A 14,376-nucleotide genomic window follows, 5' to 3' on the forward strand; every position below is an offset into this window, starting at 1 on the left:
ATGAGCGAAATTAAAACCTTAGAAATCCCAAAATGGGGTTTGTCCATGGAAGAGGGCACGATTGCCCAATGGCTGATTCAGGAAGGTACTCAATTTAGTAAAGGACAGGAAATTTGTGAAATTGAAACCACAAAAATCGTCAATGTTCTGGAAGCACCTTTCGATGGCTTGCTACGAAAAATTATTGCTAAAGATGGTGACACACTTATCGTAGGTGGAGTCATTGCAATTTGTGCAGATGCAGAAGTTTCCGATGCAGAAGTTGAAGAGTTTGCACAGTCTTTAGGCGGAATACCAGCTGTAACAGAAAACAAAGCTGTAGAAACGGTTCCTGAAAAAGTAGCTGTAGCTCAAGTTGAAACCAAAGTACAAGCTGCTCCTAAACAGAACAGTGTTGGTAATGGATCAAAGATTGTCGCTCAGGGTGGATATATAATTCCTGCTGCGTTACAGGGCTATCAGCAAAGCGATGATATTTTTGCAACGCCACATGCCTTGAAATTGGCTGAAAAACATAATGTAAACCTCGCTCAGATTGCTGGTTCTGGACGTGAAGGGCGTATTAGTGTTCAAGATATTCAGGCCGCAGTCCAAGCCGCTGGCGGGGCTTGGCCAGATGTACGTCATCAGGCCAGTACGAAAGCCGCCAAATCTAAAGCAGATGACAGTCAGGTTCTAGCGACCCCTGTTGCCCGCCGTTTAGCCAAACAATGGGGTATTAATTTGCATGACTGTCGTGCATCTGGTTCACGTGGACGAGTTTGTAAAGAAGATGTTGAAGCAGTTTATCAGCGGGAAAATCCTGTACAAGCTCAACATGCTGATCATGCTGATCCAGCAGAGCCAGCGAAAATCACTACCGTTGCTATGAATGGTATGCGCAAAGCAATCGCTTCACGACTACAAGCGGCAAAACGCAATGCACCACATTTTCGCTTAACAATAGACTTAAATGTTGAGTCGGTTCAGGCTTTGCGTCAGCAAATTAACAGTACCGTACCACAAGTAAAGCTGTCTATTAATGATATGCTGATTAAAGCTGCCGCCGCCGCGCTGATCAAAGTTCCACAGGTCAACGTGCAATTTGATGAAGAAAATCAGCAGATCTTACAGTTTGAACAGGCTGATATTTCGATTGCCGTGGCTATCGAAAACGGACTGATCACGCCAATTATTAAAGCAGCAAACCTTAAATCTTTGGCGCAAATTTCCAACGATATGCGTGATCTGGCGACACGTGCCAAGACTGGAAAATTAGCACCTGATGAATTTCAAGGTGGCAGTTTCAGTATTTCCAATTTAGGAATGCTGGGTATTCAACAGTTTGATGCCATTATTAACCCACCTCAAGGTGCAATTCTGGCCCTCGGTGCAGCCGAAAAACGTGCTATCGTCGAAAATGATGAGATTGTTGCTCGTGAAATGGTGACAGCAACATTGTCATGTGATCATCGTATTATTGATGGTGCATTGGGTGCTCAATTCCTATCGGTGTTTAAGCAGTTTGTCGAAAATCCTGCATTAATTTTGGTGTAGGAGGAAAAGGCATGTCAGATACACAGTTTGATCTTGTGGTTATTGGTGCTGGTCCTGGAGGGTATGTCGCTGCGATTCGTGCAGCACAACTGGGATTGAAAACTGCAGTCGTTGAAAAACAACATTTAGGAGGGGTGTGTCTTAACTGGGGATGCATTCCAACCAAGGCATTATTAAGCGGGGCTGCGCTTGCCCAGCAGTTTAAATCCGCAGAGCATTTCGGCTTTACTCTTAACGCTGTTGATTTTGACATTCAAAAATTGGTCCATCATAGCAGACAGGTTTCTGAACAACTGGTACAAGGTATTGGTCAATTATTGAAAAAGAATCAAATTACTGTTTTCAATGCGACAGCCCAGTTTATTGCCAAAGAACAATTACTACTTACAGATGTAAATGGTCAGAAACAGCAGATTTCTGCACCACATATTATTGTAGCAACAGGTGCACGTGCAGCTAATCTGCCTCATATTCCTGTAGATGGTGATCAAATCTGGAGTTATAAAGAAGCTTTAGTTCCAGAACAATTACCAAAGTCTTTACTGGTCATTGGTTCGGGTGCTATAGGCAGTGAGTTCGCAAGCCTATACCAAGACTTAGGCTGCCAAGTCACCTTGGTTGATATTGCAAAACAGATTCTACCTAGCGAAGATATTGAAGTTGCGAAGTATGTACAAAAGCAATTTGAACAGCAGGGGATACAGGTTTTAACCGAAGCGACTGTAAAGAAAATAGAAACAGATCATGCTCAAGTACATTGCCATATTGAAACTGCCACAGGTGTGCAAATCATTAGCGTTGAAAAGGTACTTTCGGCTACTGGAGTAAAACCGAATGCTGAAAATCTTGGCCTAGAAGCTTTGGGGATTGAATTTGAGAATGGCTTTATTAAAGTCGACTCATGGTGTAAAACCAATGTTGTGGGCGTTTATGCAATTGGCGATGTCGCTGGTGCACCGTGTTTGGCACACAAAGCCAGTCATGAAGCCATTCTTTGTGTAGAGAAAATTGCAGGCCTAAGTCATGTACATGCTTTAGATCGTACACAAATTCCAGGCTGTATCTTTACCCATCCTCAAGTGGCCAGTATTGGTTTAACAGAACAGAAAGCGAAAGCTGCAGGCTTGAGTATCAATGTTGGTAAGTTTCCTTTGCAAGCCAATGGTAAGGCATTGGCTTTAGGCGATAGTGCAGGATTTGTTAAAACCATTTTTAGTCAGGAAACGGGTGAGTTATTAGGTGCTCACATGGTCGGACATGAAGTCACCGAACATATTCAAGGTTTTGCCATCGCAAAATACCTAGAAGCTACAGATGAAAGCTTAGCACAGGTCATTTTCCCTCATCCGACTTTGTCTGAGGCGATGCATGAGTCGGTATTATCGGCGATGCAACGTGCAATCCATATTTAAGGAGTCGCAAGATTCTTAGGAGGTGAACCTAGAATTATTAGTTAATTCCTATAAAGCGAACTATAAAAACTCTCCAAGGAGGGTTTTATTTCATAGTTCGCTTTACTTTTTGGCGACTTCATTTTTAGCTTTAATTTCTGCTGAAAATTTCAAAATTAACTTTTATAGATAGTTGCGTAGGCCACAGTCTTAGACACCCAATTTAACATAATATAGATTATACGAAACGCTTTGTTAGAACCCATTTAAAGTGTCTATATTCTCACCAATAAAAATGTCTGGTTTATGATGGTTTAAACATCATGGACTGGATATGAAATATAGATGCTGATCACTATGTCTGACAAAGAAATTCAACGTCTTGCTGTTCTGCAAGACGTTCGAGATCATCGTATTACACAAGTCCGTGCCGCTGAAATCCTTAATCTTTCAACCCGTCAAATTACCCGGTTATTACAGAAGCTCAATCAAGATGGTGTTTCAGGTATGGCGCATGCCAGCCGTGGTCAACCTGGCCATCGTCGCCATGATGATTTATTAAAATCAAAATGTCTTTCCATTATTTCCGAACATCTGCTGGGATTTGGACCTACCTTGGCCCATGAGAAGCTCAGCAGCATATTTGACCTGAATATCCCGGTAGAAACGCTTCGGCGCTGGATGACTGCAAATGACCTCTGGATTCCGCGATCCAAGCGCCTTAAACGTCCATATCAGCCACGTTATAACCGTGATTGCTTCGGTGAGCTGATCCAGATTGATGGCTCATATCATGACTGGTTCGAAGGACGCGCTGCTAAGTGCTGTTTATTGGTGTATATCGATGATGCCACTGGAAAGCTGTTGCATCTGCGCTTCTGTGAGGCAGAAACGACCTTCGACTATATGCTTTCAACCCGAGCCTACATTGAACAATACGGTAAGCCTCTGGCCTTTTATAGCGATAAACATTCGGTCTTCCGAGTGAACCAGAAATCGAGCCAGGACAGCAAGATCACGCAATTTGGCCGGATTCTGAATGAGTTAAACATTGATATTATCTTTGCCAACTCCCCACAGGCTAAAGGTCGCGTAGAACGCGCGAATAGAACCCTTCAAGACCGTTTGATCAAGGAGATGCGTCTGGAAGGCATCAGTTCAATTGCCGAAGCCAATGCCTGGTTACCCTGCTTTATTGAGCATTTCAACCAGAAGTTCGCCAAGTGTGCGCGAAATTCAAAGAACTTACATCGTCCGCTAACAGAGTCTGATGCTGAGCTGGAGGATATATTCACCTGGCAGGAACCGCGTAAGGTCACGAAGAACCTCACCATCACCTATGACAAGTGTATTTATCTGCTTGAACCGACAGAGCTGAATCATAAGCTTGTTGGGCAATACATTTCATTTCTGGAGTACCCGGATGGCACTGTGGCGATCATGCATGAAGGACGGAAGATCAACTATAGTGTCTTCAATAAACTGGCTGGACTACAGCAGAATGAAGTGGTTGAGAATAAAAGATTAGGCTCGGTTCTGGCGCATATCCAGCAACAGCATGAAGAGTTGGAAAAACAAAATAAACGTTCCCGTCTCAAGAAAAGTATGCCGAGTCGTAAAGCTCAGAAAGCTGTTATTGAACAAAGAAATTTAAATCCTGTGCTTGACTCTTGCAGTTAAAAACAGGACATTTTAAATGGTTTATCGCATAGACATTTTAATTGGTGAATAACATAAATTGTAAGCCCAAAATAGAAATGTCCGGTTTCTCCAAAGTAAAAATGTCCGCTTTTAGAATATGCATTTTTGCAATTTCCTTAGCGGACGGTTTGATATGTTGGTGTCTATGTCGGATAAAGAACTTAAACGATTGTCGGTCTTGCAGGAAATCTGTGATCAACGCATAACCCAGTCCCAAGCTGCTCAGTTACTTCATATTTCAGAGCGTCAGATCAGACGCTTACTGCAGAAATACAAAGCTCAAGGCCCAGTTGCATTAGCCCATGCCGGTCGTGGTCAAATCAGCAACTCCAGGCTTCCTGAAGAACTCAGACTCAAGTGCCTCAATATTGTTTCGGATCAACTGCATGGTTTCGGACCCACTTTAGCGCATGAAAAGCTCACTACCATTCATGGATTCGACATTTCGGTGGAAACACTACGTTCTTGGATGATTGCAGCCGATTTATGGATTCCTCGATCCAAGCGTCTGAAACGCCCGTATCAGCCTCGTTATAACCGGGACTGTTATGGTGAACTGATTCAAATTGATGGCTCACACCATGACTGGTTTGAAGGTCGAGCCCCTAAATGCTGTCTGCTGGTGTTTATCAATGATGCCACAGGAAAATTGCAGCATTTACGCTTCTGTGAATCAGAATCAGCCTTTGACTATATGATTTCAACACGTTTGTATATTGAGCAGCATGGTAAGCCGTTGGCATTTTACAGCGATAAACATTCAGTCTTCAGGGTGAATCAAAGCAGTAAGAAAGACACCAAGATTACCCAGTTTGGGCGCGTACTCAGCACCCTGAATATCGATATTATCTTCGCTAATTCACCACAGGCCAAAGGCCGTGTAGAACGGGCCAATAGAACGCTTCAGGACCGTCTGATCAAAGAAATGCGCCTGGAAGGCATCTGTTCGATTGAGCAAGCGAATGCCTGGCTACCCTGCTTCATTGAGCAGTTCAATCAGAAGTTCGCCAAGATGGCTTTTAATCCCAAGGATTTACACCGGACTGTTACTGAAACTGCTGAGGAGTTAGATGATGTTTTTACTTGGCGTGAACCCCGCAGAGTCACGAATAGCCTGACGATTACTTATGATAAATGCGTATATCTCTTGGAAAACACGGAAGAAAACCAAAGATTGATTGGTAAGTATCTTGAGTTCCTAGAATACCCGGATGGTACAGTCGCGATTGAATATCAGGGAAGAAAAATCAATTACAGCATCTTCGATAAATTAAGTCAGCTTAACCAGCGAGAGATTGTTGAGAATAAACGTTTAGGTGCTGTTCTCAATCATATTCAACAACAGCATGAAGAATTGGAACAGCAATACAAACGCAATCGTTCTCAATCTATGCCAAGAAGACGTGCACAGAAAACAGCAATTCAACAACGAAATCTGAATCCTGTGCTTGACTTGGAAATGTCTGTATAGGACATTTCTACTTGGGAATAACATAAATAAATCAAATATTTGTTTATAAATAATTTACTGGTCAGCCAATTTACCTGTGCCGCTTATACTTTATACGTCACCGATTTTTTAAACTTAGTTAGGCCTTCTTTAATTTTAGACGAGTACTGATATTTTCATAAAACTTCAAACTCAATTCTACGGTTTTTCTTACGACCTTCAGGCGTTGCATTATCAGCAACAGGTTTACTCGCTCCCAAACCTTCAGTGCTTAATGAATGTTCAGGAATATTTTTAGCAATAAGATATTTTTTGACAGTCTCAGCGCGTTGCTGGCTGAGGATAATGTTTTTATTGACATCTCCTAAGCTGTCGGTATGCCCAATAATCCGAACTTTCTTAGCTCCCGCTTTATTTAATGCAACTACCATTTCATCTAAAATTTGTGTACTAGCTGCCAAAACTGATTCATATTGATATTCAAAATGGTAATTTTCATTATCATCTGGATACAGACTCATCACCTGCTCCCTCAAAAAGATCTAATAAGAAAAGTAAAAACAATGCAGCTTAAGCTGCTGGGATAAAAATACACTTCATTAGGAATAACAATGACGCTGGAATTTGAATATTTATTGCAAAAAATTTCTACAGAACAACCTTGTGGGATGGACTGCTCATTTTCAAATGAATTTTCAAGTATTAAAAATGCAAGAACACAGGATGATCCCTTACTGGATCAAGGTGACTGGGAGGCTGAACCCAAACAGGCAGACTGGAATTTTGTAGAAACAAAGACTATCTAATTACTGTCTGAAAGAACCAAAGACCTGCGCTTATATACCTGGCTGATTGAATCTTGGAGCCATCTATATGGTTTTGAAGGAATTGCGCGAGGATTAGAACTTTGCCAACGTAGTCTGATGCAATACTGGTTACACTTGCATCCTGAAATTGAAGATGGTGATCTGGACCAACGTTTAGGATTATTAGAAGGGTTTATTGCTCAACTGCCAAGCTTGATCAAAGAGGTTCCGCTTGTTAATCAGGCGCCTTATTACAGCCTGAAAGATTATGAGCACCTTCTACATCAGCAGAATATAAAACGTAAACAACAGATTGAAGAAAGTGAAGAGCTAGAGAAAACTGATCAATATCAGGAACAATTTAAACAACTCCTCTTCAATACACCTAACATGCTACAGCAGCAAAACTATCAGTATTTGCTGGATATTGAGAATCAATGGCAATGTTTCAAGACTGTCTTGGATGGTCTACTTGGCCTAGAGGGGCCAAGTTTTTCTGCCACAGATGCCCAAATCGAATCTATTCTGTCTATTATTCAGCGTATTTATAAACAAGAGTCCTCTTCTGCATCTTTATCTCGAGTTGCAGCACCCTCTTTAGAAAGCAATTTAAATACTCAAACAAATGCCGAGCTTCTTGCAAAGCAGAGTGTCCCATCGTTTCAGTCTTCTGTGCAATTTAATAATCAGAGCCATATTTTCAATCGGGAACAAGCCCTAAAGGCCTTACAGGACATTGCTGATTATTTTCAGATGAATGAGCCGCACAGCCCCGTCAGTTATATGCTTCAAAAAATCATTAAATGGAGTCATATGCCTTTACATGAGTGGCTGAGCCAAGTAATTAAAAATGAAAATCCTTTATAACATCTATATGAATTATTAGGTGTTTCTGACAAAAATGAATCAAATAATGAGTGGTAAAAACTGAATGTTTAAAGCAGAAAAAATACTTTGGGGTGAGGGACTGTTTTTAAGGCCTCAACATTTTCAGTTACAGGATGCTTATCATGAGCAACGCCTGAATCATACCATTCGTGCGATCTCTCCTTTTGCTCATGGGATTCAGTCGATTGAATTTGATGAAACTCAGCTCGGAATGCAAGTTCTGACTTTAAATAAAGTGGAAATGATCTGGCAAGATGGAGAAATCTATCAGGCTCCTGCACAGGATTTATTACCTGAACCGGTACAACTCGATATTCTAAACTTACAGGGAGAAATGCAAATTTACCTGGCTCTACCAATGGTACAACCAAATAAACAGAATGTTAGTTATAGTGACCAAGCCCAGTCTAGCCGCTATCACTCACATCTCAGTGCAACCCACGACCTGTTTACTGATGCAACTACTGCTGAGATTACCCTGTTGCGTCGTCGTGCTGAATTAAAAGTTTTTGAAATCAGTCAAGAACCTCAACATCAGATAGATGGCTATCTTTATCTTCCTGTGGGACGGATTAAAAGACAAAGTTCAGGCAATTTTATTTTTGATCATAAATTCATTCCGCCAATTTTACATATTCAGGCTAATCATAGTCTTTTGCTTAGCTTGCAGCGAACACTCAATATTATTCGAGCAAAGATCAAAACTATCCAGAGCAATAATCGTGAAAACGAACAAAAGCTGATTGAATTCCGCTCTGGTGATATTGTATCTTTTTGGCTGGTCAATGCTTTAAATACAGCACATGCCAGCTTAAATCATATTTTACAATATCCTATCATTCATCCTGAACGTTTATATAGTGAGTTGCTCAGATTAACTGGCTCTTTACTGACTTTTTCTACAGCCTATGAGGTTGATCAGTTACCTAAATATCAGCACTACCACTTATCTAACAGTTTTAGCCAGCTGGATACTATTCTGAGAGATCTTCTAGATACGATTATTTCCAACCGTTATATCGCTATTCCATTGAAAGAGACCCGCCCATCCTACTGGGTAGGAAGTTTGGAAACCGATAAGATTACTCGAGATACCCGCCTTTATCTGGCGATTTCAAGTAGCGTCATGCCTACACAAGATTTGATTGCTTATGTCCCTATCCGTTTTAAAGTCGGAAATACGGTGGATGTTGAACAGCGCGTGATTGCTGCCCTGCCTGCAATTCCGATCCAGCATTTAATTCAAGTACCTACTGCAATTCCAGTACGTTCTGGTGTTAGCTATTTTGAAATTGAAGCAAATAATGAGCTATATCAGCATATGCTTGATTCAGAGTCAGTATGTATTTATATCCCGAACGGATTTCAGGATATCAGTATTGAATTAATTGCGGTCATGAAAGGATAAGGACCATGATGAATACAACTACCAGTCCTGGACCTTCTCTATTTGATGATGGACAGATCGGTTCTGGACAGCTTTTTAACCAATCGACAGCTCTAAAAAATAATACGACAACCAACTTGATCGATTTGTTATATGATGGTTTTTATATCGTCTTTTTACTGAAAAATCATTATATTCCTGCTCATCCAGCCTCTTTCCGTGAAAAGATTCTAGAAATGCTGAATTACTTTGAGCATCAAGCACGAAAATTGCAATTTTCTTCAGAAGATATTCAAGATGCCAAGTATGCCTACTGTGCCTTATTGGATGAAACTATTGTCACCCAACAGGATACGCATTTTTTTGACTTGCAAAATTTCTGGATGCTGGATCCCCTGCAATTAAGTCTATTTGGTTCCCAACTGGCAGGTTACCGTTTCTTTGAACACTTAGAAGAAATCCGTCAGAAAGACAAAGAACGCCTAGCTGCTCTTGAAGTTTATCACTACTGCCTACTATTAGGTTTTCATGGTAAATACCGGCTTGAGTCCATTCATACTTTAAACCAGTTCATCACTCAGGTCGGAGAACAGATTGATTATCTAAAAGGTAAGAAAACTCCATTTTCTCCTTTTGCGGCATTACCCGACAAGATTAGACATATTATTCATCGTGAATTACCTTTTGTATGGGTTTTAGTTTTTCTGCTTTTGTTTACAGTCCTGAGCTTTGCCGGACTAAAATATATACTGTCCAGTGAAGGGACAAAGGTTTTAACTCAATACCAAAATATGATTAGTGTTCCAACCGAACAGGCTTATATCACGATTCATTTACCTTAGCTAGAATCTCAAAAGACAATATAAACAATACTTTAAAATGAAAAATGATAAAAAACATGTATGGCTTAACTAAAAAAACACGCCGTCTCCAAGTAGAAAAAAACCACTTATTCGATAAATATCATAAAGCTAAATTTGATATTAATCTGCCTGAATCAGGTTGCTGAACAATGATTCTCATCATTCTTAGCAGCTTTATTTTACTAAGTTTTATTTTGATTCTGATGCAGTTTTATGAATTGAGACTTCAAATACAAAACTTTTTACTAGCATGTGTACAACAAAGTAAAAAGCAGCTCATTGCCATGAGAAAATTTATCCATCAATTTAAATTGGCAGGCTCTCCGGAATATCTGCAATCCCATTGGCATTTACAACAATGGTGGATTTTAATTGCCGGTTGTGTACTGTTTATGAGTATTTTAATTTTTTCATTGACCCGGCCTGTTACAGCCAGTGTGTCGGAAGCTCGCTATTTAAAGAAGGTTGATCCACAAATATATGCACTTTTAGAAGGTCAGATTTTGACACCACCAGAAGAAGTAGATGAAGGGCTAATCCTACAAGCTTTGCAGGAAGATGATGATACGCATCAACCTGTAATCTCTGCCCAAAGTTTTAATCCAAATATTCAGGATGTACACTTAAGCTATCATCAAAATTTAAACCAGGCTGATCGCAAATGGCACAAAATGAATCCTCGTTTTAAACAACGTTTATTAATGGTATTTAAACTGATGCAGGAACAGCATGGTTATGAACTGGTTCTGCTTGAAGGCTACCGGAGTCCTGAACGGCAGAATTCTTTGGCCACCAACAGCAATATCACGCGTGCCAGAGGTTTTCAAAGTTATCACCAGTTTGGTTTAGCCGCAGATATTGCTTTTAAACGTAATGGGAAATTGATCATTAGTGAGCGTGACCCTTGGGCTATGCAAGGCTATCAACTCTATGGCCAAATTGCGGAGTCAGTCGGACTAACGTGGGGTGGCCGCTGGAAATCTATTCAAGATTATGGACATACTGAATATCGCATGCCAGGTTTAAAGAAAACGGCTGAGATGGCTCATCAACTCACCAATGAGGGTAACTTACAAGTCAATGCTGCATTGCCTTTACCATAAAAAATGAGCAGATTTCTGCTCATTGCTGTTATTTTTCATCAATAAAGCTTTGCATGTGCGTTAATACATCAGCCGTCTTTTCACCATGTAACCAATGCCCTGCATTTTCAATAACTTCAATTTTTGCTTGACCAAACTGCTCGTGAATCGCGTCAAAATGTTCCGGTCTTGAAATATAAGATGAATTCGCACCTCTTAAAAAAAGTACAGGTATTTCATTTTTTTCTATTTTTTCCCAAGCAATAATTTCCTCATAAGAATCAAAAAGCGCCGGAACGTTGAATAACCACTGCCCTTTATTAAATGACTTTAAAAGAAACTGAATCACCATCTCTTCCTGAATATAATCACGCATCATTTGAGCGGCTTCATTACGGGAATTCGGCTGTAGCTGTTGAACTTTAAATAAAGCTTTAAAGATTTCAGCATGGTGATTTTCATGATACTGGATGGGTGTAATATCAAGAACAATCATTTTTTCTACTTGATCTGGAGCGAGATCTGCCAACTTCATGGCAATTTTTCCACCCATTGAATGCCCGACTATAATACACTTCTCAATTTTTAAACCAGATAGCGTTTCTAAAATATCGGTGGCCATAAATGCATAGTTCATCTCTGAGGAGTGATCAGATAAACCATGATTACGGACATCCAGTTGAATGACAGTTCTCTGTTTAGAAAAATGTCGAGCTAGCATGCCTAAATTACTCAAACTCCCAAATAAGCCGTGAATAAATACCATAGGCGTTAAGTCAGCACTTTCATGTGTTTTTATTTGATAATTTAAGAGCATTTGGGAATTCCGTGATTACTTATTTCAGTTGTTTATATTCGTATGATATTGAAAGATAATCAATTGCTAAATTTTTAAATTATTTTTTTTGCTTAGGCTATTTTGTAATACTTTTAAACTTGGCGAAATTTTTTATAGATAATTGAATTGGCAATGACTTGATAAAAATGGCGATAAGTTGAATCTATACTTTGTTTTAATAAGATTGTTTAACACTATTATTTTTTTATTATAAATAATTTTGAATTCGCTTAGGCTATTTAATGGGTACGGTCTAAAGCAAAGAACCCCTCTCTACTTTTTTCTTGTTTAAAATTTTATTCTGAATAATAAATAAAATAATTGAATATTTATTCGATAAAGTTGCTAAGAAAGAGAAGTTTTATTTGTTAGGCTCCCCTACTCTTACAAAAGACAGCTGCGGTCATTCCTGAGTTATGCATACTCTGGACTTGACGATCCAGAAATTTTTTGGCAACCATTACCATAATAGGTGCCATATTTAGCTCATGATTTTCTTCAGATACTTTATGAATCTCCTCATAGGCAATTAAACGCTGACAGAAAGCCCAACGCTGCTTTTGTACGTCTCCTTCCTGATTGGGTTGATCTAAAATAGCTTTGGTTTCATTTACAATTCTGGTTTGTTCCGCAATAAACTGATCATAAGCAGGCTGGGTCAGTTTCTCTGCAAAAGCAGTCTGATTGCACTGAATCAAACTGAGAATTACACATAATAAAGATGAGGTTTTAGTCATTTAAAATCTTCTTTTATTCTTCTTTCCAGACATCTTCGTAATCATCTGCATCAATCATAAAACGGAAGCCCTGCTCCAAAGCTAAATACGGTAAAACCTCGGGAGCTATATCCTGCACTTCACGTACAGTCATGGTTTCAAAGGCATCTTCATTGGAGGCCAATTCACCGCCATAAATATACCAGCTAATATTTTCTGCGGTTTCAGGTTTTTTACGGATGCCAACAATGGGATCCTGTTTTAAGGTATGGACAGCCACCGCGACCACATCATCACCACTGACCTCTACATAGGCAGAACCAACCTCTTCACACAATAATTTCTGTTCTGCAATCAGTTCCTGTAACGGCGATAACTTTTGTGTATTTTTCGACATACTTAATCCATTCACTTAAATTAACGTCTTAGTTTAGCTTAACTTTCAGGATTCGGATGTGTATTTTATCTATTGAAATATGAAATTTTCTGGCTTTAAAAATATTCAAGTGCAGACGAGCGCTTAAAGCTTATAGAAATTAAGCTTTCTTCATCTCTAAATAGTTTTATATAAACCACATGCTCTACACAGCAGATATCAACGGCGATACAGTTGATTGAGTTTTTTTAGATTCAAGCTCTGGGATTACTTTTTAATAAACTCTAAATCCTCTGAATTTACCATATTCTACTTATTGTTACACACAATAATGGCGCAAAATGATTAAGCATACCGAGTTAATAGATTTACATGATTGCATTTGTGTCAGTTAACCATTCAAAAACAGGTCTGTATCTTGTTAATCACACTAAAACATATAGAAAATTATAAGAAAATCTAAACAGCTTCTTAGAGGTTTTGTAATATCGTTGATATATCCTCGGGAAAACTGGAACTCCCACTTTTATTACTAAAGAAAAACTAATGAATTTTGTCTTATTTTAATGAGGAATATTTTCTTATGGCGAAGAAATGAAATCTTCTTCTTTTTTCTGGTTTTCCTTCTGACTTAAAACAAGAAACGAGCTTTCATAATAGAGTAGAAATTATTTTTAGATTGGATGTTTAAAATTTGCTTAGGCTATTTATTAATAGGACAGAATGTGGTTTATCATTTTTTAAAAGTGCATAAAAATCACCCTCACTTATGGAGGATGATTTTTATTAATCAACTAAAAATTCACTTAAAACTTGGCAGTTAGAACCTGAGTAGAGACTTTATTTTTCCAAAGCTCGCGTAAGGTTGGCAAGTAAAACTTCTCGCCCAGCTCTACCAGTTCCGCATCAATCAAAGCATGCACATCATGCATAAACAGATAATCCAGCTCAACGCTACTCAGCTTCAGATGTTTCTTCTCATATTCTCTACGCTTCTGCTGGGCCTCTTTCACTAACTGATCAGCAAATGCTCTATCTTTAAACTGTGTAATGGCGTTCAAACGTAATTCAATAATACCCCACCCGGTTAAAAACATCTGGAAAGTTTCAAAATCTTTACTGGTAGATTCCCAAGACATTTCTTCAAGGTTTTCATTTTCTGGCAGTACAGGTAAAATAAGTTCCATTACACTTGGAAAAATCTTCTTAAAATTCAAAATAAATTTAACAGGATGCTCACCTGGATAATCTTTGAATTGCACCTTTTTTTGAACATCTGTTAAATAAATATCTAGCATAAAACAATCATCAGTAGTTAATCTCATCTACTGCTATTGTACGC

The 14,376-nt window shown here is 39.1% G+C and carries 11 protein-coding genes and 2 pseudogenes; 8 read left to right on the forward strand and 5 right to left on the reverse strand.

Annotation, left to right across the window (positions count from 1 at the left end; genetic code table 11):
* The 4 genes from E5Y90_RS07490 (at window position 1) to E5Y90_RS07505 (ending at window position 6,099) form a co-directional block, all read left to right on the forward strand.
* Window positions 1-1,536, forward strand: a complete 1,536-nt coding sequence (locus E5Y90_RS07490; protein ID WP_174659862.1) for a 2-oxo acid dehydrogenase subunit E2 — start codon at window positions 1-3, stop codon at window positions 1,534-1,536.
* Between the two features lie 11 nt (window positions 1,537-1,547).
* Window positions 1,548-2,948: a dihydrolipoyl dehydrogenase gene (lpdA, locus tag E5Y90_RS07495; RefSeq protein ID WP_174659863.1), complete on the forward strand. Its 1,401-nt coding sequence runs from the start codon at window positions 1,548-1,550 to the stop codon at window positions 2,946-2,948.
* 324 nt (window positions 2,949-3,272) lie between these two features.
* Window positions 3,273-4,607: an ISNCY family transposase gene (locus E5Y90_RS07500; RefSeq protein ID WP_015060273.1), complete on the forward strand. Its 1,335-nt coding sequence runs from the start codon at window positions 3,273-3,275 to the stop codon at window positions 4,605-4,607.
* A gap of 166 nt (window positions 4,608-4,773) precedes the next feature.
* Entirely contained in the window at window positions 4,774-6,099 is a 1,326-nt protein-coding gene (locus E5Y90_RS07505; protein WP_174659864.1) for an ISNCY family transposase, read from the forward strand.
* 155 nt (window positions 6,100-6,254) lie between these two features.
* Here E5Y90_RS07505 and E5Y90_RS07510 read toward each other — a convergent pair.
* A pseudogene (locus tag E5Y90_RS07510) lies at window positions 6,255-6,545 on the reverse strand (OmpA family protein); the annotation flags it as partial.
* Between the two features lie 144 nt (window positions 6,546-6,689).
* Here E5Y90_RS07510 and tssA point away from each other — a divergent pair.
* From tssA to E5Y90_RS07530, 4 genes and pseudogenes are all read left to right on the forward strand, one after another.
* Window positions 6,690-7,751, forward strand: a pseudogene (tssA, locus tag E5Y90_RS07515) (type VI secretion system protein TssA).
* Between the two features lie 64 nt (window positions 7,752-7,815).
* Complete coding sequence (gene tssK, locus E5Y90_RS07520) at window positions 7,816-9,180, forward strand: type VI secretion system baseplate subunit TssK (RefSeq protein ID WP_174659866.1); 1,365 nt, start codon at window positions 7,816-7,818, stop codon at window positions 9,178-9,180.
* An 8-nt stretch (window positions 9,181-9,188) separates the two neighbouring features.
* Window positions 9,189-10,001: a type IVB secretion system protein IcmH/DotU gene (gene icmH / locus E5Y90_RS07525; protein WP_174660579.1), complete on the forward strand. Its 813-nt coding sequence runs from the start codon at window positions 9,189-9,191 to the stop codon at window positions 9,999-10,001.
* Between the two features lie 170 nt (window positions 10,002-10,171).
* The gene (locus tag E5Y90_RS07530) at window positions 10,172-11,125 is read left to right on the forward strand and encodes a M15 family metallopeptidase (RefSeq protein ID WP_174659867.1); all 954 of its coding nucleotides are present in this window, start codon (window positions 10,172-10,174) and stop codon (window positions 11,123-11,125) included.
* A gap of 28 nt (window positions 11,126-11,153) precedes the next feature.
* Here the strand turns inward: E5Y90_RS07530 and E5Y90_RS07535 are convergent, their stop codons facing one another.
* The 4 genes from E5Y90_RS07535 to E5Y90_RS07550 all read right to left on the reverse strand — a co-directional run bounded on the left by E5Y90_RS07535 (window position 11,154) and on the right by E5Y90_RS07550 (window position 14,332).
* Window positions 11,154-11,921, reverse strand: coding sequence for an alpha/beta fold hydrolase (locus E5Y90_RS07535; protein ID WP_174659868.1), 768 nt, complete (start codon window positions 11,919-11,921; stop codon window positions 11,154-11,156).
* A 389-nt stretch (window positions 11,922-12,310) separates the two neighbouring features.
* On the reverse strand, window positions 12,311-12,679 hold the full coding sequence (locus E5Y90_RS07540) for a hypothetical protein (RefSeq protein ID WP_174659869.1): 369 nt from the start codon (window positions 12,677-12,679) through the stop codon (window positions 12,311-12,313).
* A 13-nt stretch (window positions 12,680-12,692) separates the two neighbouring features.
* On the reverse strand, window positions 12,693-13,055 hold the full coding sequence (locus tag E5Y90_RS07545; RefSeq protein WP_151203063.1) for a hypothetical protein: 363 nt from the start codon (window positions 13,053-13,055) through the stop codon (window positions 12,693-12,695).
* 785 nt (window positions 13,056-13,840) lie between these two features.
* A complete protein-coding gene (locus E5Y90_RS07550; RefSeq protein ID WP_151203062.1) occupies window positions 13,841-14,332 on the reverse strand; it encodes a hypothetical protein in 492 nt (163 codons plus the stop codon).
* Window positions 14,333-14,376: the final 44 nt, after the last annotated feature.

This window comes from Acinetobacter sp. 10FS3-1 (assembly GCF_013343215.1).
GTDB lineage: Bacteria > Pseudomonadota > Gammaproteobacteria > Pseudomonadales > Moraxellaceae > Acinetobacter > Acinetobacter lwoffii_C.

Excerpts from the sequence above, each read along its gene's own strand:
- E5Y90_RS07490 (WP_174659862.1), top strand. The coding sequence starts at position 1 with ATGAGCGAAATTAAAACCTTAGAAATCCCAAAATGGGGTTTGTCCATG.
- lpdA (WP_174659863.1), top strand. The coding sequence starts at position 1,548 with ATGTCAGATACACAGTTTGATCTTGTGGTTATTGGTGCTGGTCCTGGA.
- E5Y90_RS07500 (WP_015060273.1), top strand. The coding sequence starts at position 3,273 with ATGCTGATCACTATGTCTGACAAAGAAATTCAACGTCTTGCTGTTCTG.
- E5Y90_RS07505 (WP_174659864.1), top strand. The coding sequence starts at position 4,774 with ATGTCGGATAAAGAACTTAAACGATTGTCGGTCTTGCAGGAAATCTGT.
- tssK (WP_174659866.1), top strand. The coding sequence starts at position 7,816 with ATGTTTAAAGCAGAAAAAATACTTTGGGGTGAGGGACTGTTTTTAAGG.
- icmH (WP_174660579.1), top strand. The coding sequence starts at position 9,189 with ATGAATACAACTACCAGTCCTGGACCTTCTCTATTTGATGATGGACAG.
- E5Y90_RS07530 (WP_174659867.1), top strand. The coding sequence starts at position 10,172 with ATGATTCTCATCATTCTTAGCAGCTTTATTTTACTAAGTTTTATTTTG.
- E5Y90_RS07535 (WP_174659868.1), bottom strand. The coding sequence starts at position 11,921 with ATGCTCTTAAATTATCAAATAAAAACACATGAAAGTGCTGACTTAACG.
- E5Y90_RS07540 (WP_174659869.1), bottom strand. The coding sequence starts at position 12,679 with ATGACTAAAACCTCATCTTTATTATGTGTAATTCTCAGTTTGATTCAG.
- E5Y90_RS07545 (WP_151203063.1), bottom strand. The coding sequence starts at position 13,055 with ATGTCGAAAAATACACAAAAGTTATCGCCGTTACAGGAACTGATTGCA.
- E5Y90_RS07550 (WP_151203062.1), bottom strand. The coding sequence starts at position 14,332 with ATGCTAGATATTTATTTAACAGATGTTCAAAAAAAGGTGCAATTCAAA.